The sequence below is a fragment of the Lacrimispora algidixylanolytica genome (genome assembly GCF_003609635.1).
Classification (GTDB): Bacteria; Bacillota; Clostridia; order Lachnospirales; family Lachnospiraceae; genus Lacrimispora; species Lacrimispora algidixylanolytica.
The window spans coordinates 107765-132317 of sequence record NZ_MCIA01000030.1 but is presented as its reverse complement, the minus strand read 5'-3'; the positions used below and the strand labels follow the sequence as shown (position 1 = coordinate 132317).

At 39.8% G+C, this 24553-nt stretch carries 20 protein-coding genes; 17 read left to right on the top strand and 3 right to left on the bottom strand.

Annotated elements, in window-relative coordinates; genetic code table 11:
- Nucleotides 1–23: 23 nt before the first annotated feature.
- From BET01_RS14510 to bioB, 4 genes are all read left to right on the top strand, one after another.
- Entirely contained in the window at nucleotides 24–1274 is a 1251-nt protein-coding gene (locus BET01_RS14510; protein ID WP_120197632.1) for an L-rhamnose isomerase, read from the top strand.
- Nucleotides 1275–1287: 13 nt separating this feature from the next.
- Entirely contained in the window at nucleotides 1288–2115 is an 828-nt protein-coding gene (rhaD, locus tag BET01_RS14505) for a rhamnulose-1-phosphate aldolase (RefSeq protein ID WP_120197524.1), read from the top strand.
- Nucleotides 2116–2318: 203 nt separating this feature from the next.
- Nucleotides 2319–2843, top strand: coding sequence for a biotin transporter BioY (locus BET01_RS14500; protein WP_158585075.1), 525 nt, complete (start codon nucleotides 2319–2321; stop codon nucleotides 2841–2843).
- Nucleotides 2844–2861: 18 nt separating this feature from the next.
- The gene (gene bioB, locus BET01_RS14495) at nucleotides 2862–3818 is read left to right on the top strand and encodes a biotin synthase BioB (protein WP_120197522.1); all 957 of its coding nucleotides are present in this window, start codon (nucleotides 2862–2864) and stop codon (nucleotides 3816–3818) included.
- An 86-nt stretch (nucleotides 3819–3904) separates the two neighbouring features.
- Here bioB and BET01_RS14490 read toward each other — a convergent pair whose 3' ends face one another.
- A complete protein-coding gene (locus tag BET01_RS14490) occupies nucleotides 3905–5695 on the bottom strand; it encodes a sigma-54-dependent Fis family transcriptional regulator (RefSeq protein WP_120197521.1) in 1791 nt (596 codons plus the stop codon).
- A gap of 221 nt (nucleotides 5696–5916) precedes the next feature.
- Between BET01_RS14490 and BET01_RS14485 the strand changes: the two genes are divergently transcribed.
- The 8 genes from BET01_RS14485 to BET01_RS14450 all read left to right on the top strand — a co-directional run bounded on the left by BET01_RS14485 (nucleotide 5917) and on the right by BET01_RS14450 (nucleotide 16536).
- Entirely contained in the window at nucleotides 5917–7071 is a 1155-nt protein-coding gene (locus tag BET01_RS14485) for an iron-containing alcohol dehydrogenase (protein WP_120197520.1), read from the top strand.
- Nucleotides 7072–7084: 13 nt separating this feature from the next.
- Nucleotides 7085–8125 carry a 4-hydroxythreonine-4-phosphate dehydrogenase PdxA gene (gene pdxA / locus BET01_RS14480; RefSeq protein ID WP_120197519.1) on the top strand — a complete coding sequence of 347 codons (1041 nt, stop codon included), beginning with the start codon at nucleotides 7085–7087 and terminating at the stop codon, nucleotides 8123–8125.
- 18 nt (nucleotides 8126–8143) lie between these two features.
- Nucleotides 8144–9397, top strand: coding sequence for a four-carbon acid sugar kinase family protein (locus BET01_RS14475; protein WP_120197518.1), 1254 nt, complete (start codon nucleotides 8144–8146; stop codon nucleotides 9395–9397).
- A gap of 18 nt (nucleotides 9398–9415) precedes the next feature.
- Nucleotides 9416–10324, top strand: a complete 909-nt coding sequence (gene dapA, locus BET01_RS14470) for a 4-hydroxy-tetrahydrodipicolinate synthase (RefSeq protein WP_120197517.1) — start codon at nucleotides 9416–9418, stop codon at nucleotides 10322–10324.
- Between the two features lie 176 nt (nucleotides 10325–10500).
- Complete coding sequence (locus BET01_RS14465) at nucleotides 10501–13155, top strand: cation-translocating P-type ATPase (RefSeq protein WP_120197516.1); 2655 nt, start codon at nucleotides 10501–10503, stop codon at nucleotides 13153–13155.
- Nucleotides 13156–13565: 410 nt separating this feature from the next.
- The gene (locus tag BET01_RS14460) at nucleotides 13566–14726 is read left to right on the top strand and encodes a sialidase family protein (RefSeq protein ID WP_120197515.1); all 1161 of its coding nucleotides are present in this window, start codon (nucleotides 13566–13568) and stop codon (nucleotides 14724–14726) included.
- A gap of 135 nt (nucleotides 14727–14861) precedes the next feature.
- Nucleotides 14862–16139, top strand: a complete 1278-nt coding sequence (locus tag BET01_RS14455; protein ID WP_120197514.1) for an SLC13 family permease — start codon at nucleotides 14862–14864, stop codon at nucleotides 16137–16139.
- Between the two features lie 49 nt (nucleotides 16140–16188).
- Complete coding sequence (locus tag BET01_RS14450) at nucleotides 16189–16536, top strand: VOC family protein (protein WP_120197513.1); 348 nt, start codon at nucleotides 16189–16191, stop codon at nucleotides 16534–16536.
- Between the two features lie 162 nt (nucleotides 16537–16698).
- On the opposite strand, the gene BET01_RS14445 is transcribed toward BET01_RS14450, so the two are convergent.
- Entirely contained in the window at nucleotides 16699–17259 is a 561-nt protein-coding gene (locus BET01_RS14445) for a hypothetical protein (RefSeq protein ID WP_120197512.1), read from the bottom strand.
- A gap of 269 nt (nucleotides 17260–17528) precedes the next feature.
- On the opposite strand from BET01_RS14445, the gene BET01_RS14440 reads away from it, so the two are divergent.
- The 4 genes from BET01_RS14440 (at nucleotide 17529) to guaB (ending at nucleotide 21777) form a co-directional block, all read left to right on the top strand.
- A complete protein-coding gene (locus tag BET01_RS14440; RefSeq protein ID WP_120197511.1) occupies nucleotides 17529–17819 on the top strand; it encodes a co-chaperone GroES in 291 nt (96 codons plus the stop codon).
- A gap of 83 nt (nucleotides 17820–17902) precedes the next feature.
- Nucleotides 17903–19522, top strand: coding sequence for a chaperonin GroEL (gene groL / locus BET01_RS14435; RefSeq protein WP_120197510.1), 1620 nt, complete (start codon nucleotides 17903–17905; stop codon nucleotides 19520–19522).
- Nucleotides 19523–19607: 85 nt separating this feature from the next.
- The gene (locus tag BET01_RS14430; protein ID WP_120197509.1) at nucleotides 19608–20117 is read left to right on the top strand and encodes a DUF6106 family protein; all 510 of its coding nucleotides are present in this window, start codon (nucleotides 19608–19610) and stop codon (nucleotides 20115–20117) included.
- Between the two features lie 205 nt (nucleotides 20118–20322).
- Nucleotides 20323–21777 carry an IMP dehydrogenase gene (gene guaB, locus BET01_RS14425; RefSeq protein ID WP_120197508.1) on the top strand — a complete coding sequence of 485 codons (1455 nt, stop codon included), beginning with the start codon at nucleotides 20323–20325 and terminating at the stop codon, nucleotides 21775–21777.
- Between the two features lie 62 nt (nucleotides 21778–21839).
- On the opposite strand, the gene BET01_RS14420 is transcribed toward guaB, so the two are convergent.
- Entirely contained in the window at nucleotides 21840–23249 is a 1410-nt protein-coding gene (locus BET01_RS14420) for a spore germination protein (protein WP_120197507.1), read from the bottom strand.
- Between the two features lie 423 nt (nucleotides 23250–23672).
- On the opposite strand from BET01_RS14420, the gene BET01_RS14415 reads away from it, so the two are divergent.
- Nucleotides 23673–24545: a YitT family protein gene (locus BET01_RS14415; RefSeq protein WP_120197506.1), complete on the top strand. Its 873-nt coding sequence runs from the start codon at nucleotides 23673–23675 to the stop codon at nucleotides 24543–24545.
- Nucleotides 24546–24553: the final 8 nt, after the last annotated feature.

Here is a 24553-nt window from a genome sequence, read left to right as displayed (position 1 = left end):
TAGATTAAAGGAGAAGAAAGATGATGACATTAAAAGAAAGATATGATGCAGCGAAAGAAGTATACAAAGCAATTGGTGTGGATACAGATGTTGCAATGAAAGCTTTAAAGGAAATTCCTATCTCCATGCATTGCTGGCAGGGAGATGATGTAACTGGATTTGACGGAGCAGGCGCTCTTTCAGGAGGAATCCAGACAACAGGTAACTATCCAGGACGCGCCAGAAACCCAGAGGAATTGATGGCGGATATGGATAAAACATTAAGTCTGATTCCCGGAAAGCACCGCATTAACTTACATGCAAGCTATGCCATTTTCGAAGAGGGTGAATGGGTCGACAGAGATCAATTAGAGCCAAAACATTTTAAAAAATGGGTGGAGTTTGCAAAGGAGAAGGGAATCGGAATTGATTTTAATCCAACCTTGTTCTCCCATGCCAACGCAGAAAATGCCACCTTATCAAGCGAAGATCCAAAGATTCGATCTTTCTGGATTGATCATGTAAAAGCGTGTATCAAAATCTCTGAATATTTTGCTACAGAACAGGGAAATCCTTGTACCATGAATATCTGGATTCCGGATGGATTTAAAGATATTCCAGCGGATCGTACCTCTCCAAGAGCAAGACTTAAGGATTCTCTGGACCAGATCCTCTCCATGGAGTATGATAAAACAAAGGTGCTTGTAGCAGTAGAATCAAAGGTGTTTGGAATCGGTATGGAAAGCTGCACCATAGGCTCCCATGAATTTTATATGAATTACGCTTCAAAAAATGATATTTTGTGCCTTCTTGATAGCGGACATTATCATCCAACGGAAGTAGTATCGGATAAGATTTCTTCCATGCTTTTATTCTTTGATAAAGTTGCCCTTCACGTGACTAGACCAGTGCGCTGGGATAGTGATCACGTAGTATTATTTGATGATGAGACAAAGGAAATCGCAAAGGAAATCATACGGGGCGGTTCCGACCGAGTTCTTTTAGCACTTGACTTTTTCGATGCCAGCATCAACCGCATCAGTGCCTGGGTGGTTGGAATGAGAAACATGCAAAAGGCATTACTTAACGCCCTGCTTCTTCCTAATGAAAAATTGGCACAGCTTCAAAATTCCCGTAGCTTCACTGAACTGATGATGCTTCAGGAGGAATTAAAGCTTTATCCCATTGGTGATGTATGGAATTATTTCTGTGAATTGAATGGAGTCCCAGCGAAGGAAGACTGGTTTAAAGAAGTTGCTACCTATGAGAAAGAAGTATTATTAAACCGGAAATAAGGAGAAAATAAACATGAAAATTTTAGATGCGGAATTTGTAAAAGGCTTTATCCGTTTGTGTGACGATGGCTTTAAACAGAACTGGCATGAAAGAAATGGCGGAAACTTAAGCTATCGAATCAAACAGGAAGAGGTGGAATCTGTTAGAGAAGAGCTTACGTCTGATGCTCCATGGCAGCCCATAGGAACAACGGTAAAAGGACTTTCTGGAGAGTGCTTCATGGTAACAGGAAGCGGAAAATATTTCCGTAATGTGATTCTTGAACCGGAAGTTAATAGCTGCATCATAGAAATAGATGAGAGCGGAGAAAATTATAAAATCTTATGGGGACTCTCAAAAGGTGGGCGTCCTACTAGTGAACTACCTTCCCATTTAATGAACCATGAGGTGAAAAAGGCGGCAACAGGAGGAGCTCACCGCGTGATTTACCATGCTCATCCTACGAATATAATTGCTCTTACCTTTGTGCTTCCATTGGAAGATGAAGTATTTACAAGAGAATTGTGGGAAATGGCTACCGAATGCCCCGTGGTATTTCCAAGTGGCGTTGGTGTTGTAGGCTGGATGGTGCCAGGCGGACGTGAAATTGCAGTTGCTACCAGCGAGCTTATGAAGAAGTATGATGTGGCTATCTGGGCTCATCACGGCTTGTTTGCCTCAGGAGAAGACTTTGACTTAACCTTTGGCCTGATGCATACAGTGGAGAAGTCTGCTGAAATACTCGTAAAGGTTCTCTCCATCAGACCTGACAAACTTCAGACCATTACAGCAGGAAATTTCCGTGATCTGGCTCGTGATTTCAAAGTAACACTACCAGAAGAGTTTCTTTATGAGAAATAACAGTTAAATTCAAAAATCATACCCATATCAAATGGGAAATGAAAGCAGCGTCTTGCTCGGCTTATAACCGGAGCAAGACGCTGTTTTGCGTTACTTTTTATGAATTCTCCTAATTGTTAACCTATAAATATAAAGTGGTTGACAATTGGAGCCTGTCTTTGTATAATGGCAAAGAATTGAAATTACATCAGGAGGTTATGATCATGATTACAACAAGCAGAAAATGGGTTCTATGTGCTTTCTTTGCCGCTCTAAATGCTGTATTAGCTCAAATTACCATTCCAATTGGTCCCGTTCCAATTAATATGACTCACTTGTCCACCTATACAGCCGCCGGCCTTTTAGGAGCCAGATATGGGGCTTTAAGTCAGCTTGTATATATTTTAATGGGAGTGATAGGGCTTCCGGTCTTCTCCGGATTCTCTGGGGGTCCTGGGCGGATATTTGGTCCTACAGGGGGATATATCATCGCCTACATATTCTCTGCCTATCTTAGTGGATTTTTGATGGAACGGTTTGGGAAAAAATCCATGAAAGCAATGGCGGCGGCCATTTATGCCGGATGGATTCTTACTTATTTATTTGGAACAATGTGGTATTGCCTCATTACCGGTACCGGTTTTGTGGCAGCTCTATTGGTTTGTGTTTTGCCATTTTTGGCAGGAGACTGTTTGAAGACTTTTATAAGTATATCACTCATAAAAAAGCTACATCCCATCATGAGATAAAAAAAGGAGAGTCTGAAAATGAAGTATGATCTTAAGAATATGACAAGAGAGATGGCATTATCAATTTTAGAATTGCCAGAGAAGGAACTCCCAATCCTTTTAGAAGAGGTATATGAAATCAGGAAAAAGTATAAGGGCAATACCGTGGGAATTCACCTCCTTACCAACGCACGAAGCGGAGACTGCTCCCAAAACTGTACCTATTGTGCCCAATCCCGGGATTCCAAGGCGGATATTGACAAATACAAGCTTATTACCTATGAGAAGCTGCAACAGGATGGCTATACCGTAAAGGAGAAGAACTTAGCCCGCCATTGCATTGGCTTAAGCGGAATCCGTTTTTCAGATGGGGAAATCAGTGAATTTGCTGATGAAGTAAGAAAACTTAAGAAAGAAACAAACAGCCCCATATGCTGTTCCATTGGTTTTTTGACGGAACAACAGGCGGTGATGTTAAGAGAAGCAGGTGTAGACAGAATCAATCATAATCTAAATACCAGTAGAAAACATTATCCCAATATCTGTACCTCTCATACATATGAGGAACGCCTGGACAATATAAAGAGACTCAAAAGCCTTGGCTTTGAATTATGCTGTGGAGGAATCATCGGATTGGGAGAGGATAACACAGATGTGGTGGATATGCTTTTTCAGATACAGTCCATACAGCCTAAAGCAGTTCCAATCAATTTTCTTATCCCATTAGAAGGAACAGCCCTGGAGCATAGAGACACCTCATACTTGACAGGGGATTACTGTTTAAAGATCTTATGCCTAGCCCGCCTTTTATGCCCACAGTCGGATATCCGTTGTGCGGCAGGCAGAGAGGTGTATTTAAAAGGAAGAGAAAAGCAAATGTTCTATGCAGCAGATTCCATTTTCGCCTCTGGTTATTTGACGGCTGACGGTCAGGGGATTGATGATACCATAAAGATGATCACTGATGCAGGGTTTCAATATTACGTTGAGCCGTAATAAAGACCGGGTTAAAATGATCTTCCTAACGCAACTTCCCTCAGCTAGAGAATCCTGCAAGCAGGATTCTCTTATCTAGATTTAATCTATATCCCATTGTGAGTCTTCAAAATTCTCCATAACGTGCTTCGACTGATTCCAAGCCTGCTTGCAGTCTTTTCTTTATTTTCATGTTCTTCTTCCAATACAGTTAGTATAATTTGATAGTTGATTTCGTCTAAAGTCTGTGTTAGATCCAAGTCGACGGAAGGCAGTGAAGGCATTGCTGGCATTTCCTGATCAAGGAAATATTTTACATCATGATAGGTGATATAAGGAGTCTTTGTGACCACGGCAAGTTCTTTAAGTACATGATGTAGCTGATCCAGATTTTGAGTCCAAGGAAAAGCAGTGAAAATATCCATTGCCTCTGCTTCTAAACCAATAATCTGTTTTCCAAGTGATACATTTAGCTTATGAAGATATAATGCGGTAATGCTTGGAATGTCGTCACTTCTTTCTCTTAGTGGCAGCAGATTTAAGGTTAAACAAGAGAGTCGCTTTTCTAAGTGATTTTTAATATCGGTGGATTCTGGTGATATCTCATTGGTAATCAAAAGAGAGAAAATCATGCGATTTCGTTTTGTAAGGTCCGTGTGGTCGATATAGTTAAATAGTTTTTCAAGCTGAGAATGAGAGAGCATGCAGACATTTTTGATGTATATGGTAGAATGTACATCTGCAAGAGGAGAATTCTCATTATTCATGATATGGTTCCATTTACGTTCGCTAATAAATTTGCAGTCTATGACATAAAAAGGTGAAGTATGATACGGACCATTTTCGTACATAAGAGATGCTACCTTATCTTTGCCAGTGCCATCTTCTCCAGTAATTAATACGGGAAGGTAGCTTTTGCTGTATTCCTCTATGATATGAGCCGTGTTGCCGATTTTATTGGAACTTCCAAAAAAGTTTGAAAAATTTGTGGAATCCGAATCTGGCTTATTATATATGGTGATTCCGATATCATCCTCAGCAAAAAGTGCAAGCTTTTGGTTTATTATGATAGCTGTATATTTTTGCTCATCAATATAGAGATGACGGCAAGTGAACGTGTAGACTTTATCACGTATCTGCCTGGCAACACTTTGGTTTGGAACTTTTAAGAAGGCTTTTAAGTATGTTTGAACCACGTTCATCAGTGATACATTCATTCCATCAAGTGAAAAACTTGAAAACCATAGGGAACCTGCAGGATCATAAATGAGGAACTCTCGGTCCTCATCAGTGAGAAGACTCTGAAAAAGATTCTTTTGTTTGTGCACATGATTGGAGGAATGGACTATTTTTTTCGCTTCATTGATTGCATCGTTAATACTTTCCGTACCTGAAGTTATGAGAATAGAGTTCATATTTAAAATTTTTGCATAATTTGCGCCTGTCATATCACAAAGTACAAGTGACGCGCCATCGTTTCTTGCTGCGCGAAGAGCAGCAAGAGCACCCTCTTCACTTGTAAATGTAATGATATTGATATCATATTGAAGCAAATCACAGAGTACCCGTGCTTGCTTGGTAATCCCGGAAAATCCAGCGATAACAAGCTTGCCAGAGTAACTTTCTGCCATCTTAATACTACGAAGAATGTCATAACCCGAAATTGATATATCAACTACAGGAATTTCAACAGAGGAACGAATGAGTTCAGCCGTACCACCTCTTGAAATAATGACATCGTAGTTTTTATGAGCTAAGTTTTCAACAATTTTTCGCCCGGTATTCAAGTCCCCAGTTTGAATTGTTAAATCAATATCATCACGATTTTTAGAAATATTCTCAAATATTTCTGTCATTCCCTCGTATGGAGCAATGACAAGTATCTTAACCTTCTGCATAAACTCTCCCAATGTGTAAAACCCAATTTGTTAGTTGTTTCGATACTATTATAATATCAAATGTCGCAAAAAGCAACGATTTAGATATAACGTGTATTAATATAAGACGTAAATTAGAAGGTATATCACTTGAATCGCCACGTCATGATAGTATAATATAGGTATATAGATAAAATGTTTTATATTGAGACGAGAAAATAAAATAACTAGGAGGAACTGAAATGAGCTACCAAATTAAAATTCCATCTTGCGTATATGGCGGAGAAGGATGTATTGAACATGTAAATGCCATAATTAAGAAAGAAGATTCAAAGAAAATAATTATATTTACAGATAAAGGGATACGCGAACATGGGCTCTTAGATATTTTGACAAACCTGTTAGATGAAACGAATACGCAGTACAGAGTATATGATAGTTTGACACCAGAACCTGCTTACCAGGATGCAGAAAGAGTGATGAAAGAAGTCGAGGATTATGATGGTGATTTGATTATTGCCATTGGCGGCGGCAGCGTTATGGACGTTGCAAAACTTTGCTCTGTTTTAAAAGGTGCTACATATTCCGTAAAAGATTTATTAGATGATCCGACTCAGGCAAGAAAACAATTGAAAACAATCATGATTCCGACTACCTGTGGTACTGGTTCCGAAGCGACTTGTAATGCAATTGTTGCAATTCCAGAAGAACAATCGAAAAAAGGGATTGTAAATGATAATATGATACCGGATTACGTGATTCTTGATGCAAATTTCATAAAGAAACTTCCAAAATCAATCGTCGCAGCAACTGGTGTGGATGCGCTGGCTCACGTAGTCGAGTGTTATACATCAAAAAAAGCAACTCCACTATCTGACACATATGCACTTGCAGGGGCGAAATTGATTTTTAATAATATCAGAGAAGCATATAATGATGCTGATAATTTAGAGGCAAAAAACAATCTGCTTTTAGGTGCCTTTTATGGTGGAGTAGCCATTACTGGAAGCGGTACAACAGCAGTTCATGCGTTATCTTATCCCCTTGGAGGAAAATATCATATTGCTCATGGTGTATCCAATGCAATTTTATTTGCACATGTTATGGAATTTAATAAAGATGCATGTGAAGACAGACTTGCTAAGTTATATGATGCCGTATTCCATGGCCTCCCAGTAAAAATGAAATCTGAAAAAGCACAGTATGTCATTGATCAGATTGCTGACATTGTGAAGTGTACCAACATTCCTACAGATCTAAAAGAATTTGGTGTTAAAAAGGAAGATTTGGAAACTTTAGTAGAGGCAGGAAGCAAACAACAGAGATTACTTGTTAATAATAGGAAGGAATTAAGCCTTGAAGATATAAGAAATATTTACTTAAAGGTTCTTAAATAAGGAAGGTGAGACAATGAAGAAAAGACCGATTATCGGAATAACTATGGGTGATCCCGCTGGAAATGGATCTGAGTTATCAGTGAAGGTATTGCTGGATAAAGACGTATATGAAACGTGTCGTCCTATCATAATCGGTGATGCGAATTGTATGGAAGAGATCGTAAAAAGACTGGATAAGGAAAATGAGATTAAAATCCATGCGGTTAATAAAGTGGAAGATGCAGTCTTTGAATATGGAACGATTGATGTATACGACATGGGTATGGTTGATATGGAAAAACATATCTATGGAAAAATATCTAAGATGTGTGGGGAGGCAGCATTTCAGTATGTTGTCAAAGTTATTGAACTGGCAATGAATGGAACCATTGATGCAACGGTAACCAATGCATTAAATAAAGAGGCAATCAATATGGCTGGACATCATTACTCAGGACATACAGAAATCTATGCAGAATACACTCATACAGATCGGTATACCATGATGCTGGCGCATGAAGATTTAAGGGTGGTCCATGTATCCACTCATGTTTCCCTTCGTCAAGCTTGTGACAAGGTAAAAAAGGCCAGAGTGTTAGAAGTTATCAGAATTGCAAATGAGGGCTGTAAAGCCATTGGCATTGAAAATCCGAAAATCGGAGTGGCTGGATTAAATCCCCATTGCGGAGAAAATGGACTGTTTGGAACAGAGGAGATAGAAGAAATTCAGCCAGCAATTGATGAGGCCATGGCAGAAGGTATCTGCATTCCAGAAGGAATACCAACACCTGCTGATACTATTTTTTCAAAAGCATTAGGTGGCTGGTATGATATCGTTGTTGCAATGTATCATGATCAGGGACATATTCCTTTAAAGGTTAAGGGCTTTAATTATAATAAGGATCTTAAAAAATGGGATGCGGTATCAGGTGTAAATATAACACTTGGTATTCCGATTATAAGAGTATCTGTGGACCATGGAACGGGTTTTGATTTAGCTGGAAAAGGAATATCCAGTGAGTTAAGTCTTACTAATTCAATCGACTATGCGATTCGCCTAGCATCAAGTAAGTAAGTAGTGGAGGGGGATTGTATGGTAAGGATGTTAATTATAGCAGATGATATTACTGGGGCGTTAGATACTGGCATACAATTTGCCAAACGTGGGATTCGCACTCAGGTATTCACAGAAGGTAAGCTAGATGGAAATGATGTAAAAACAGACACTGAAATTATTGTTGTAGATTCAGAGTCCAGACCTATGTCAGCCAAGGATTCCTATGAGGTTGTATACAGCATTGCTGATTGGGCGCTCAAAAATGGGATCGGAATTATATTTAAAAAGACGGATTCAGCCTTACGTGGAAATATTGGTTCAGAACTTCAGGCAGTAGCTGATGCCATAAAAGGCTTCCCGATTTATTTTCTCCCAGGACATCCGGAAATAGGAAGAATCACAAAGGGTGGAGTGCACTATATATCCGGAGAATTACTAGAGGACAGTGTATTTGGAAAAGATCCATTTGATCCAGTTACTAAGTCGTATATACCAGACATTATAAAGGATCAAAGTGACATCTCTGTTATTTGTAAAAGCGTAGAAGAACCCATTACGGATAAGATGAATCCCATGTCAGAAATAATCGTATGCGACACTCAAACTGTGAGGGATATTGATCATAGATTAGACGAATTAGTCAAGATGAATGGGCTGAAACTTATCGCAGGCTGTGCAGTGCTTGGAGAGCGATTGGCGGAAAAAGTTTTATGCAATAGCAAAGAAGTGTCATCATACGAAAAGACGGATGGTTTGTATGTGGCATGTGGAAGCCTAAATAAGATTACACTCAGACAATTAGAATATGCAGAACGTAATGATAGCTTTATAAGAAGAAGACTTACGATGGAACAGAAGTACGATACTAATTATTACAATACTTCAGAAGGAAAGAAGTTTCTGGAAGAAATTATTAATATGTGTAAAACGAACAAAAAGGTAATTGTGGATTCGTTTGACACGGAAGAAAATATCGTGAATTTCGTGGCTGATAAAAGCAAGAATATTGATGAGTTAAGAACACGGATACCACAGGCACATGGACATATTGTAAAAGCTCTTGCAGAGGAAAAGGTTGATTTGACCATCCTTATGTCAGGAGGAGATACACTTATGGGATACATGAAACTAGTTGGGTGTACACAGATAGAACCGGTGTGTGAGATAGAACCAGGGTTAGTTGTTTCTAAGCTTATTTGGAATGGGTATAACCAACAGATCATCTCTAAGTCTGGGGGATTTGGAACAGAGGATATTTTGTGTAGAATTGCACTAAAAATAATGAAATAAGTCTAGGAGGACAACAAGATGAAGAAAGTAGAATTAAAAGGTATCATTACCCCAATCTTAACACCAATGAATGCAGATGAGTCTGTAAATCTTACAGAGCTGCGCAATCAGGTTGAACGCCTTATCAGCAGTGGAGTACATGGAATTTTCCCATTTGGAACGAATGGGGAAGGCTACATATTAAGCGAAAACGAAAAGGTTGAAGTTCTAGAAGCTACCATCGATCAGGTTAAGGGAAGAGTACCTGTATATGCTGGCTCCGGTTTAATATCCACAAAAGATACAATCCGTATGAGTAAGAAAGCAGAAGAGTTAGGCGCAGATGTTTTATCCATTATCACACCAAGCTTTGCAGTTGCGTCACAGAAAGAATTATATGATCACTATGTTGAAATTGCAAAGCACGTTGATACGCCAATCGTACTTTATAACATTCCTGCTCGTACTGGCAATAAGTTACTTCCTGAAACTGTTGCAAAACTTGCAAAGGACGTTGATTTAATTGTTGGAGCTAAGGATTCAAGCGGTGATTGGGATAATCTGAAAGCTTATATTACGGAAACACGTGAGCTTGAAAAAGACTTCTATGTACTTTCCGGAAATGATGCACTCATACTTCCTTGCTTGAAAGAAGGTGGTTTTGGTGGTATCGCAGGTTGTTCTAATGTATATCCAGAAGTATTGTCATCTATTTACAACTTATTTATGGAGGGTAAACTAGAAGAGGCGGAAGTGGTTCAGGAATCCATTGCTAGTTTTAGAGCTGTATTTAAATATGGCAATCCTAATACGATTGTTAAGAAAGCAGTGGCTATGTTAGGTTATCCAGTAGGAGACTGCAGAAGACCATTTAACTATCTTTGCGAGGAAGGAATTGAAGCTCTTTCAAAAGTACTTAAGGAAAATACAGATAAGGATATGAAATAATAAAGAATCTGTTCAGACCGAAGTCTGCTCTTTTGCAATGTAGAATAAATTATTTTTACGTTGCGAAAGGGCAGACTATTTTTAAAATAGATAAAAAAACCTACTGGATTTATTTTGGTATTGGTGTAAAATAAATAATGTTGTTGAATTTTGTATAAAAAAGTGGGAGAAGAAAAATGCAAAAAGAGTATTTAATGAAGTCCTCTGAAGTACTTGAAAATCTTAAAACATCGACACAGGGACTCTCCAGTGCGCAGGTGGAGGAACGGAAATCAAAATATGGTTTGAATAAACTAAAAGAAGGTGTAAAGCCCAGTCTGATTCAAAAGTTTTTTAACGAACTGATTAATTTTATGAACGTTGTACTTATGATTGCAGCAGTTATCTCTGGTATTACCTCACTCTATGTGGGGGAAAGCATGATAGATACTGTCATTATTCTTCTTGTTGTTACCATTAATGCAGCACTTGGAGTATATCAGGAATCAAAAGCAGAAGCCGCCATAGAAGCACTTCAGGAAATGGCAGCAGCGACATCAAATGTAATAAGAAATGATAAAATTGAAAGTGTTCGTTCCGAAGAGCTTGTTCCTGGAGATATTATTCTTTTAGAGGCAGGAGATGCAGTACCTGCAGATTCAAGATTAATTGAATGTGCCAGTCTAAAAGTGGAAGAGGCTGCACTGACAGGAGAATCAACATCTGTAACAAAAACTGAAAAAGCCATAGGAACAGGTTCAGAGGAAGTTACTCTCGGCGATAGAAAAAACATGGTTTATACAGGCTCTACCATCGTTTATGGCCGTGGAAAAGCGGTTGTATGTTATACAGGAATGGATACAGAGATTGGGCGTATTGCTGATGCAATTAACACGGCGAAAGAGGAAGAGACCCCTTTGCAGATAAAGCTCAATCAGCTTTCAAAGGGATTATCCATTATGGTTCTGGCTATCTGTGCCGTTATGTTTGCTACTGATATGGCCAGAATACTTATAGCTGGAGGTGAAATTCACCTTGATGCTCTCATTGATACTTTTATGATAGCCGTTTCTCTTGCAGTAGCAGCTATTCCCGAAGGCCTTGCAGCCGTTGTTACCATACTTCTCTCCATTGGCGTTACAAAAATGTCAAAAGAACATGCAATCATAAGAAAGCTTACTGCTGTAGAAACTCTTGGATGTACACAAATTATCTGTTCTGATAAAACAGGAACTTTGACTCAGAATAAGATGACCGTTGTAGAACATTCCTGTTCTGATGAGAAGCTTCTTATGACTGCAATGTCCCTTTGCTCTGATGCAGAGATGGATATAGATACATCACAGGCAATCGGAGAGCCTACAGAATGTGCACTTGTCAATGATGCATTTAAGAATGGTTTGTCAAAACCAGAACTTGCGAAGGAATATGTTCGAGTTGCCGAGGCGCCTTTTGATTCAGTTAGAAAAATGATGTCAACGCTTCATAAAAAGTCTGATGGTACTGTCATTCAGTTTACCAAGGGTGCTCCGGATGAGGTGCTAAAGAGATGTAGCAAGGCTTATGTTGATGGCAATATAGTAGAAATGACAGATAGACTTCGTACAGAAATTATTGCATCTAATAAGGAAATGGCAGATAAAGCACTTCGGGTTTTATGTGCTTCTATGAAAGAATGGTCTGAATTGCCTTATTCCATTGAACCCGCTGAAATAGAACATGATTTGATATACCTTGGCTTATCCGGTATGATTGATCCAGTAAGACCTGAGGTGAAATCTGCAATTATTGAATGTAAGGAAGCTGGAATTCGTGCGATCATGATTACTGGAGATCATAAGGATACAGCAGTCGCGATCGCGAAAGAACTTGGCATTCTTGAAGATGAAAGTATGGCCATCACAGGAGCCGAACTAAATAAACTGTCCGAGGAAGAACTTGAAAAAAGCATACAAAATTATTCCGTGTATGCCAGAGTGCAGCCAGAGCATAAGGTACGCATTGTAAAAACATGGAAAAAATTATCTAAGGTAACTGCGATGACTGGAGATGGTGTTAATGATGCTCCATCCATTAAGGAAGCAGATATCGGCGTTGGTATGGGAATTACTGGAACCGATGTTACCAAGGATGTTGCAGATATGGTTCTCGCAGATGATAATTTTGCAACCATCGTAAGTGCGGTTGCAGAAGGAAGACGTATTTATGACAATATAAGAAAAGCCATTCAGTTCCTCTTATCTTCAAACCTTGCAGAAGTCATTGCTGTATTCATTGCCAGCTTACTTGGCTTTACGATATTAAAACCAGTTCATCTATTATGGATAAACTTAATTACAGACTGTTTCCCAGCCATAGGGATTGGCATGGAGGAACAGGAAGCTGATATTATGAAACGTAATCCAAGAAATGCAGGGGATGGTATCTTTGCAGATGGGGTTGCTGGTGAAACATTATTCCAGGGAGCCGTCATTGGATTTCTTACTCTTTTGGCATATTTTGTAGGTCATTACATGGAAAGCGGATTATGGGAAATTGCAGAAAGTGCTGATGGTATGACGATGGCATTCTTATCCCTGTCACTTCTTGAGATGTTCCACTCCTTTAATATGCGTTCCAGACATGAGTCAATCTTTCGGTTAAAGACGAAAAATAAGTTTTTATTTGGATCGCTTCTGGCATCGTTTGTACTGACGACTGCAGTCATCTATGTACCATTTTTAAGCAGAGCATTTGAGTTTGAACATATTTCACTAACGGAATATTTTGTGGCGATTTTAATTGCAGTTTCTATCATTCCGATTATGGAAGTCATGAAGCTTATAAGACGCAGCCAGCTAAAAAATAAGTAAAAATGTACTATGTACTTTCGAATCATTCACAATACATGGTTATAATATTGATACAAGTATTAAAAAACGGAAACAGATTATGATCTGGTTTCCGTTTTTTTTGTGCGTATCAGATAAAAATATAAAATTTTTAGAAAGAAATTATGTTGTTATTATAAATGTATTTCAATTTTAAACACGATTCTTATCAATGTTGTTCTAAAATGCAACATATTTGATTTTTATTTTGATGTAAATGACCAACTGATATGTCATAATGGGATCAAGAATAAAACAGTTCTTCTCAAACAGCGATTTGTCTGGCAGTAGAAGAAGAGGGGAGGGTGATTACAACTACTTGATAACCTATCTGACGCAATACACTGTAATCGCTAAACATTTTATATTTACTAGTAATAAGGAGGAAACGTATGCAATATCCGAAACTTCCAGGTCTCACCTGGGATGGAACAATCTACGAGAATGAAGAAATGGGAGTATATGAAGCTTTGTTACCAAGTGGTGGCTATCCGACTGCCCACGCCCCGGCAATGCTGGAACTTCCTAATGGTGATCTTCTTTGTTGTTGGTTTGCAGGAAGCTATGAAGGCAGCGCTGATGTTCATATTATCTGCTCCATACTTCCAAAAGGAAGTACAAAATGGCTGCCTCCAGAAGATATCTCCAACGATTCAACACGTAGTGAACAAAATCCTTCTCTCTTCTATGGTCCTGATCATAAGGTATGGGCAATGTACACAGCTCAGCTTGATCGTCAAGAGGGGAAAGATAACATGCAGTATACTGCAGTAGTCCGCTGCCAAAAAAGCAGTGATGGCGGAAAAACCTGGGGACCATATGAAACATATTTCCCAGAGGAAGGTACTTTTTGTCGCCAGCCGATTCAGGTTCTTTCAAATGGTACTTGGATATTTTCAAATTGGATTTGTACCGATTCTCTAGAAGGTCTGTCTGGAGATCCAACTGTTTTTCGTATCTCATATGATGAAGGAAAAACCTGGAAAACGGTTATGATGCCTAAAAGCAACGGCCATGTTCATGCAAATGTTGTTGAGCTTGAATCAGGACATTTGGTGGCTTTTATGCGAAACCGAGAAGCCTATCGCATTCATCGAAGCGAATCCTTTGACTGGGGAGAGACCTGGAGTGAGCCGGTACCAACATCTTTGCCAAATAATAACTCCAGCGTAAGCGCCATAAAGCTTCAGAGTGGACGTATTGCTATCGCATACAATCCAACTTGTACCCCATCTCCACAGCCTGGTAAAGCTTCCTGGCCAGGACTTCGTTGCCCTGTGGCGGTAGCCCTATCAGAAGATGGAGGCCAGACGTTCCCTATGATACGCTGGATGGAGCGAGGGGAAGGATATATGGGGGATGAGAATAAGACAAACAATAAGCAGTATGAATATCCATATATCATGCAAAGTGAAGATGGAATGTTACATCTTGCATATGCGGCACGTACTCGCAAAGGAGTAAAGTATATAAAGTTCAGTGAGAAAGATATTCTTGGGGAAAAACGTGAGCAGGTTGGTCTGTATAACCCCACAGCTGCTAAGAGCCACTGATATTTGCCACTGTAGAAGGAACGAATAAGACATTCCAAGTGATACACCAAAAATATAACGAAATGTGTCATAAATATGCGTAACATAGCGTTAAGAGTGAACTATGACACCAAGAAAGGCTAGGGTGAAAATAAAATGACACCTCAAATGATCATTGCTTTAGCAATCACTGTATTCATGATTATACTGATTATGACGGATAAACTACCATTCGGCGCGCCTCCATTACTAGCATGCCTATTACTTGTCATTTTTGGAATAACTGATATTAAGGGCGCATTTGCTGGATTTTCAAATTCTACAATTATTATGCTTGCTGAATTCATGGCAATTATTGCAGCACTTCAAAAGACGAGTTTTATTACTGCCTTTAAGAGATCTATGTTTAACATTGCAAATAAGGGGAAATTTAAAGCGTTTTTGATGATAATTTTAATCGTTATGATTGGCTGCAGTTTGTTCGGAACTGGTTCCACTGCATACTACGTTCTGACCATTGGTTTACTTTCAACTTTGCCAGAAAACAAACAGCTTCCTCCATCAAAAGTCATTATGACTGCCGGATTTGCAGCGAATCACCCATTACTGCCATTTAACACTGCGTTGCAGTATGGAATTGTAATTGCTGTACTTAACAGTGCAGGTGTTCTTGCCCAGGTATCAGTCGTTAAGTTTGCAATCATTAACTTAATACTGTCTCTTGGTTTTCTGCTTAACTGTGTGATTCAGTACAAGTTCCTTCCAGATCATCCCATCGCTAAGGCAACAGATGCGGCAAAGGCTCAAGGAGAATCTGTTAGTACTTTACCTAAGTGGAAAGAGCAGGTAACATATGTTGCTTTCGTAGCTGCCGTAATCGGTATGATACTCCAGAGTTTTATTGGTGATGCAGGTTATGCAATTCCTGGTCTGTCTGTAGCAGTAATTCTTGTGATTGGAGTCATGGATTTCAAAGAGATACGTGATGCAATATGTGCGCCCATCATACTGATGTCAGCCGGCGTTATCGGGATTGCTGATGCACTTGGAAGTACTGGATTAACCAATCTTGTTGGTTCCACCGTAGCAGGTATGCTTGGAACAAACATCAATCCTTTCCTTATGATCCTTGCGTTCTGTATTCTTACAAGCGTGCTGGCAACAATGACGGGATCAACCATTGGAACCGTTTATGTATTCACACCTCTTGCGATTGCCACATGTACGAGTCTTGGACTTGATCCTACTGCTGCCGCATGTGCAATCGTAATATCTGGCTGGTGTGGACATTTCCTTCCTATCGATGGTATGCCTGCAATGGTTATGGGGGTTGGAAATTATAAGATATCGGAATTCTGGAAATTTACCATTCCGCAATACTTTATTCGTTTGATTGCTTTGACCGCTGGTTCACTCCTGATGTTCCCAATGTAAGGATAGAGAAGGAACCTGACAAAAATTAGAGATAGAAAGAGGTATCATTGTGAAAATCAAATTTGAATTAGAACATGTTGGTATCAATACACCGAATGCAGAGGAGGCAGAGAAGCTTGCACAGCTTTTAGGCATGATGTTCAACATAGAACCTCGCCATGGACAGAAATCTGAATTTGCAGGTCCATACTTTGAATGTATGAAAGCACCGTTTCTTGGTTCCAATGGGCATATTGCTATGCGTACATCTGATTTAACTGCTGCTGTAGAGGAATTGAAAGAGAAAGGTTTCTCCTTTAATATGGAAACTGCCGCTTATACTGAGGAGGGTGCATTAAAAAACGTCTATTTAGACGGTGAGTTTGGTGGCTTTGCCATTCACATTATGCAGAAATAACAGATTATTATAGAAGAAACTCTTTTTGATGTTACCGGTATTAAAACTAAAGCCATGCATAAAGCATGAATCTGACGAAGGAGTTATAGAAAGAAAATAAGGAGCTGCTCCCATTGATCTTATATCATAGGGAACAACTCCTTATCCTGTTCATTCATAAAATTATTCGATGTCATCTTCTTCGATGGTAGTCGTATCGTCGTCAGATGCCTCATTTATAGAGTCTGTCACATGTTCTGGTTCTGTCATGGCTACTTCTTCCACTGGCAGAGATTGGGCTGCGGTATAATCAAGCCCACCGTCTTCTGTGATATCCTCTGTATCTTCTGTTGTTTCTTCTTTTTCTAATGTAGAGTCAAACATGTCCTTTGCAGTAAATGCCATGGCGGAGGCCGCTTCTTTTGCTGTATCGCTTACGATATTAGCTGCGTCCTTAACCAGGTTCTTAGCGGCAACGGCTGCATCTTTAGCAGCGTCTGCCATGTCGGAAGCCGCAATCTTAAGCTCGTCCTTGTTTGCATTTAAGGAGACATAGTTACGGTTCATCGTACTATCAATTTTGGAAATATCGTCATTGCCATCATCTTCAAAGTCATGAAAATTTTCTTCCAACTCTTTGTGAAAAGATTTGTATTTCGTAAAATAAGAGATGCCTGCAGCAACTGCTCCGGCGATTGTAGCAAATGCCACAAATTTCCCAAAACCATAACCCTTTTTTGCCATAAAATAACACTCCTTTCATTCTCTCTGTTATTGTAATACTTCTATTGGAAAAAAGAAAGGTATATAATAAGAAAATTTCTATAAACTAAGTAGGTAAAGCGAAAAAAAGGGTTCAAAATGGCAAAAATGTAAAAAAAATATAAAGTTAGCACTCAACTATTGACAGTGCTAATAATGAGTGATATAACTTATTATGTGAATAATAAAAAAACTTCTTTCGGGAAGCCAAAAGAAAGAAAATAAGAAAAAAGCTATGAGGAGGAATTGCAATGAAATTAGTACCATTATTTGACAAAGTTGTGTTAAAAGCGTTGGTTGCAGAGGAGACAACAAAGTCCGGTATTGTTCTGCCGGGTCAGGCAAAAGAAAAGCCACAGCAGGCAGAAGTTATCGCAGTAGGACCTGGCGGTTTGGTAGAAGGCAAGGAAGTTACCATGCAGGTTAAATTAGGCGATAAGGTAATCTTCTCCAAGTATTCAGGTACAGAAATTGAGACTGGCGAAGATGACGAGAAACTCGTGATTGTAAAGCAGAGCGATATTTTAGCAGTGATCGAATAAATAAATGATGGTATTGACCGTCAATTAAGCAGAAAGCCCTTATGACTTTCTATCATTTTAGAAGAAAACTGGAGGAATGAATCATGGCAAAGCAGATTAAATATGGTGTAGATGCAAGAAAAGCACTTGAATCAGGTGTAAATCAGTTAGCAGATACCGTTCGTGTAACATTAGGACCAAAAGGAAGAAATGTTGTACTTGATAAATCATTTGGAGCACCACTTATTACAAACGATGGTGTAACAATTGCAAAAGAAATTGAATTAGAAGATGCCTTTGAAAATATGGGCGCTCAGTTAGTAAAAGAAGTTGCAACTAAGACAAACGATGTAGCTGGTGACGGAACTACCACTGCTACCGTTCTTGCTCAGGCAATGATCAATGAAGGCATGAAGAACCTGGCAGCAGGTGCTAACCCAATCGTACTTAGAAAAGGTATGAGGAAGGCAACAGAAGCAGCGCTAGAGGCAATCAAGAACATGAGTGAGCCTATTAAAGGAAAAGCATCCATCGCAAGAGTTGCAGCTATTTCTGCAGCAGACGATATCGTAGGCGAGATGGTAGCTGACGCTATGGAGAAGGTATCGAACAACGGTGTTATTACCATTGAAGAATCCAAAACCATGATGACAGAGCTTGACCTGGTAGAAGGTATGCAGTTTGATCGAGGTTATATCTCAGCTTACATGTGCAATGACATGGAGAAGATGGAAGCTAATTTAGACGATCCATATATCCTTATTACAGATAAGAAGATTACAAGCATTCAGGATATTCTTCCATTGTTAGAGCAGGTAGTTCAGTCTGGAGCTAGACTTTTAATCATCGCAGAAGATATTGAAGGAGAGGCACTTACCACTCTTATCGTAAACAAATTAAGAGGAACCTTTAATGTAGTAGGTGTAAAAGCACCAGGTTATGGCGACAGAAGAAAAGAGATGCTTCAGGATATCGCTGTATTAACAGGCGGAACTGTAATTTCTGATGAATTAGGCTATGATCTTAAGAGCGCAACTCTTGATTTATTAGGACGTGCTAAATCCGTTAAGATTCTGAAAGAAAATACCGTTATCGTAGACGGATGCGGAGATAAAGAAGCCATTACTGCAAGAATCGGCCAGATTAAGGGACAGATTGAGGAAACTACATCTGACTTTGACCGCGAGAAATTACAGGAAAGACTTGCTAAATTATCCGGCGGCGTAGCAGTAATCCGTGTAGGTGCTGCCACAGAGACAGAGATGAAGGAAGCAAAGCTTCGTATGGAAGATGCTTTATCTGCAGCAAGAGCAGCGGTAGAAGAAGGTGTAATTGCAGGCGGCGGTTCTGCTTATATTCATGCAATCACTGAAATCGAGGATTTAGTTAGTAAATTAGAAGGCGATGAGAAGACCGGTGGAAAGATCATCTTAAAGGCACTGGAATCACCGTTATACCACATTGTAGCAAATGCAGGTCTTGAAGGAAGCGTCATCATCAGCAAAGTAAAAGAAGCAAAAGTCGGAATCGGCTTTGATGCATATAAAGAAGAGTATGTAGATATGGTGGAAGCTGGTATTTTAGATCCTACTAAAGTTACTAGAAGCGCTCTTCAAAATGCAACCAGTGTAGCATCTACCTTATTGACAACTGAGTCTGTAGTTGCTAATATGAAAGATAAAACACCTGCAATGCCTTCACCAGGCGGAATGGATATGATGTAAGACATAATCCTACAGAAGAAACACCCAAAGGGTAAGTCTTCATGCCCTGGTATGATGGGCAGGGAAGAAAGGATCCAATATCATTATGAATGAAATGTATGCAGAATGGCTTGTGAAGCGCAAAGCTCCGGCCTATACCATGGTGCTTAAGATTTTAATGGGGATTTTATGCGTAATTGCATTTTTACTTTCCATCTCTCCGGCTTTTGGGATTTTCGGAGTGATTATTCTCTTTGCTGTGGGCGGAGCCACATATCTGGTATTTAGAAACAGTGAAGTGGAATTTGAGTATCTTTTTGTGACAGGCTCATTATCCATTGACCGTATCTACGGCAAAAGCAAGAGAAAGAAAGCCTGGGAGGCTACCGTGGATGAGATACAGATCATCGCCCCAACCGGCTCCATAGAAGCCAGGGACCATGAGACTAAGGAAATGAAGGTATTTGATTTTTCTTCCAAGACTCCAGATGCTAAGACTTATACAATGATCAGTCAGTCGGGTTCTGAAAGAACGAAAGTTATTTTTGAGCCTAACGACAAGCTGCTTCGCTGTATCAAGATGACAGCTCCCCGTAAGGTGGTTTCTCAGATATAAAGGAAAAAAGGCAGGGACAGTTTTTATTGTCCCTGTTCTTTTTTTCTTTTTTAAATAGGATTGTTTTATTGTCCACCCGAGACGGAAAACCACAATAAAATGTCCGTTGACAACCAATGTAAAATTTGTTAAACTATGTAACTAAATAAACAAATCGCGTGAAAGCGTTGTGTTTTCAAAATCGAAAGAAGGAGAGAATAAATTAATGGGTACAATAATTGGCGAAGGCATTACATTTGATGATGTGCTGTTAGTTCCAGCATATTCACAGGTGATACCGAATCAGGTTGATTTAACGACAAACCTTACGAAAACCATAAAGCTGAATATTCCGCTTATGAGTGCAGGTATGGATACTGTTACCGAGCACCGCATGGCGATTGCCATGGCAAGACAGGGGGGCATCGGCATCATCCATAAGAATATGACCATTGAACAGCAGGCGGATGAGGTTGATAAGGTTAAGAGATCAGAAAACGGCGTCATAACGGATCCATTTTTTCTTTCCCCAGAACATACATTAAAAGATGCGGACGAGCTTATGGGCAAATTCCGAATTTCTGGCGTGCCGGTTACAGAAGGGAAAAAACTAGTTGGCATCATTACAAACCGTGATTTAAAATTCGTAGAGGATTATAGCAGAAAGATCAAAGAGTGTATGACTTCTGAGAATCTGGTTACAGCAAAAGAAGGCATTACTCTTATGGAAGCAAAGAAAATTCTTGCAAAGGCAAAAGTTGAAAAACTTCCAATTGTTGATGATGATTTTAATTTAAAGGGACTCATTACCATTAAAGATATTGAAAAACAAATTAAATATCCATTATCCGCAAAGGATGAGCAGGGAAGACTTTTATGTGGCGCAGGCGTTGGAATTACTGCCAACGTGTTGGAGCGAGTTGATGCTCTGGTTCATGCTAAAGTAGATGTTATTGTTCTTGACTCCGCTCACGGACATTCTGAAAATGTAATTCGTTGTGTGAAGATGATAAAGGAAGCTTATCCAGATCTTCAGGTAGTTGCAGGTAACGTTGCAACTGGAGATGCTACCAGAGATCTTATTGAAGCTGGCGCAGATGCTGTAAAGGTAGGAATTGGACCTGGATCCATCTGTACGACACGTGTAGTAGCTGGTATTGGTGTACCACAGGTAACCGCCGTTATGGACTGCTACACAGTGGCAAAAGAGTATGGTGTACCAATTATTGCCGACGGAGGTATTAAGTACTCTGGTGACCTAGTAAAGGCAGTTGCAGCAGGCGGTAGTGTCTGTATGATGGGCAGCCTGTTTGCAGGTTGTGATGAAAGCCCTGGTTCTTTTGAGTTATATCAGGGAAGAAAATACAAAGTGTACCGTGGAATGGGATCCATTGCAGCGATGGAAAATGGCAGCAAGGACCGTTATTTCCAGTCTGATGCCAAGAAGCTGGTACCAGAAGGCGTGGAAGGCCGTGTGGCTTATAAAGGAATGGTAGAGGATACCGTATTCCAGATGTTAGGAGGACTTCGTTCCGGTATGGGATATTGTGGAGCACAAGGTGTTAAGGAGCTTCAGGAGAACGGTAGATTTGTAAAAATCTCAGCCGCTTCCTTAAAGGAAAGCCATCCTCATGATATCCATATCACAAAAGAGGCACCTAACTACAGCATCGATCAGTAAGAATGATAACAGGCGGAGTTTGCGAAAGCAACCCCGCCTGTTTTTGCAAAAGAAAAGATTTGTTATTTTGCCTTGTGAGGAAGACGTCCACGGAATAACCGCTTCTTTAATTCCGATAATTGGAATGGAATCAGAGGGTAGATATAGCTTTTTCCAGCTATGGTCTTATTAAAGACAACGGCACATACGGTAAGGAGTACGCCTCCAACAAATCCCCATACATTGAACATGGCCGTAGTTATGAGCATGATCATTCGCATGAACTTAAATGCATACCCAAGCTCAAAGCTTGATTGGGTGTAGTTTGCAACGGTGACAAAGGACATATAAAGCATGGTTTCACTGTTGAACCAGCCGGATTTTACGGAGTACTCTCCAAGGACAATACCGGCAATCACACTGAGAGGTGTGGTCAGCATACTGGGGGTATTGACCGCAGCAAGTCTTAATCCGTCAATGGCGAATTCAAAGATCAAAAGCTGGAATAATAAAGGGACCTGCGGTATTTCCGACAGCTTAATAAATTGAAGCCAGGACGGGATCATATCTGAGTTTTGCATAAAAAGAAGCCACGTAGGAGTCAGAAAAAGGGTCAGGATGGAAATCAGGAACCGAGATAAGCGAAGATAGGTTCCTGTAACGGGAGGAAAGTAGTAATCGTCTGCTTCTTCAATGATATCAAACACGGATGAAGGAAGAATCATGGCAGAAGGGGAATTATCCACCATGATAACGATGTTGCCCTCCAAAAGAGAGGCGGCTGTCGTGTCAGGACGTTCTGAATACTTGAATTTAGGAAACGGATTGAACCATTTATGGGGATAAATACATTCCGCAAGGCTCTCCTGGTTCATGGTAAGCGCATCTACTTTTACCGTTTTGATCAGTTCCTTGATTTTTTCCAAGAGCTTTTCGTCCACTCTTCCTTTAAAATAGCAAATTGCTATGTCTGTGTGGGAGCTTTCTCCTGCATTTGTAATCTCTATGGTCAGCTTTGGATCTCTGATTCTCCTACGGATAAGGGCTGTATTAAAGGTGAGGGTTTCCACAAATCCATCTCTAGACCCACGTAAGACCTTATCTTTTTCTGGTTCTGACACGCTTCTGGTTGGATAATTTCGGCTGTCAACCACCAGACACTTATCATATCCATCGATAAATAGGCAGGAAAGTCCGGAAAGTAAATTCTTTATCATGGTAAATTCATCTTTGACAAGGCTTACCTGGGTGTAAGGAAAGTGTTTTTTAGAAAACTCTTGGACATCAATAAGCATGTCTTCTGGAGTTAGGCTAGAGAAATCCTCCATAAGCTTTTGCCATACATCGTTTTTGGTGAAGCCTTCGATGCAGTAGAGGCAGGCAAGTTTGTCACCTACATAAAAGGTGCGGTGAACGATATCAAAGTTCGCATCCACATCAAGCTTGTTGTTTAGATAATTCATATTGTCGGAAATGCTGGTAGAAAATTCCATGGTAGTTATCTCCTTGCTTATAAAATGGCCGGGAATTGGCAATAAGGAAAGTATGTGCAATTTTCTGAAAAATATGTTTTATTCAATATTCTATGTGGTAAAAGATGTGATTCCTGTTTTGTGTGAAAATATTCCTTAAATCACCTTTTGAAGGGTGGTTTTTCAGTAAAATAGACGAAAAACATTGACTTAATTGGAAAACTATGGTATTATCGTGTATGTAATAAGCACAAAGGGGTGTCTTGTGTGCTTGACATCGGCATGGGGATGCCGAACAGCAAAAACGATATGGCGTGACGGTTTTGGATCGTGACGGAGGATTGCCTTCTGTGGGGGAAAGGCAATCCTCTTTTTTTGTTATAAAAAGATTGATATAGATTGAGAACTTACATATAATAGCTTTTAAAGATAAGGAGGATTATTATGTTTCGAAAACTAAGGAAAGACAAGCGGGTAAGAAATGTGATGACAACACTGGCTGTTGTTGTATCTGCGCTTTTACAGACCTATGTGATTCAGGCATTCATTCAGCCATCAGGGCTGCTATCTGGGGGATTTACGGGAATCGCCATTTTGATTGATCGAATCACTTCCTTATTTGGTATTAATATATCTACTTCCCTTGGCATGATCGTATTAAATATTCCTGTTGCTTGGGCATGTAGTAGAAGCATTAGCAAGCGATTTACTTTGTTTTCCCTGATTCAGGTTTTTTTAGTCAGTATGTTTTTAAGAGTATTCCACTTTGGTCCCTTATTCGACGACGAAGTGCTAAATGTGGTCTACGGCGGTGTTCTTTATGGTTTTGCTATTGTCCTGGCACTTCGGGGGAATGCTTCCACAGGTGGAACTGATTTTATCGCACTTTATGTATCCAATAAAACAGGAAATTCCATTTGGACTCAGGTCTTTATTGGCAATGTAATTCTTCTTTGTATCTTTGGTGCAATCTTTGGCTGGAAATACGCTGGTTACTCCATCTTGTTCCAGTTCGTGGGAACAAAGATAGTATCTACCTTTCATCACAGGTATGAACGAGTCACGTTACAGATCACCACTGTAAAAGGACCTGAGCTTGCCAAAAAGTATGTGGATACGTTTCATCATGGAATTTCATGTGTGGACGCGGTAGGCGGCTATAGTAAGAAGAAAATGTACCTTCTCCATACGGTGGTGTCCTCTTACGAAGTAGCCGATATCATCAGGTTAATTCACGAGGTTGATGATCATGTCATCGTAAATCTCATTCGGACAGAACAGTTTTATGGTTCCTTTTACCGGGCTCCTATGGAATAGGAGCTCGG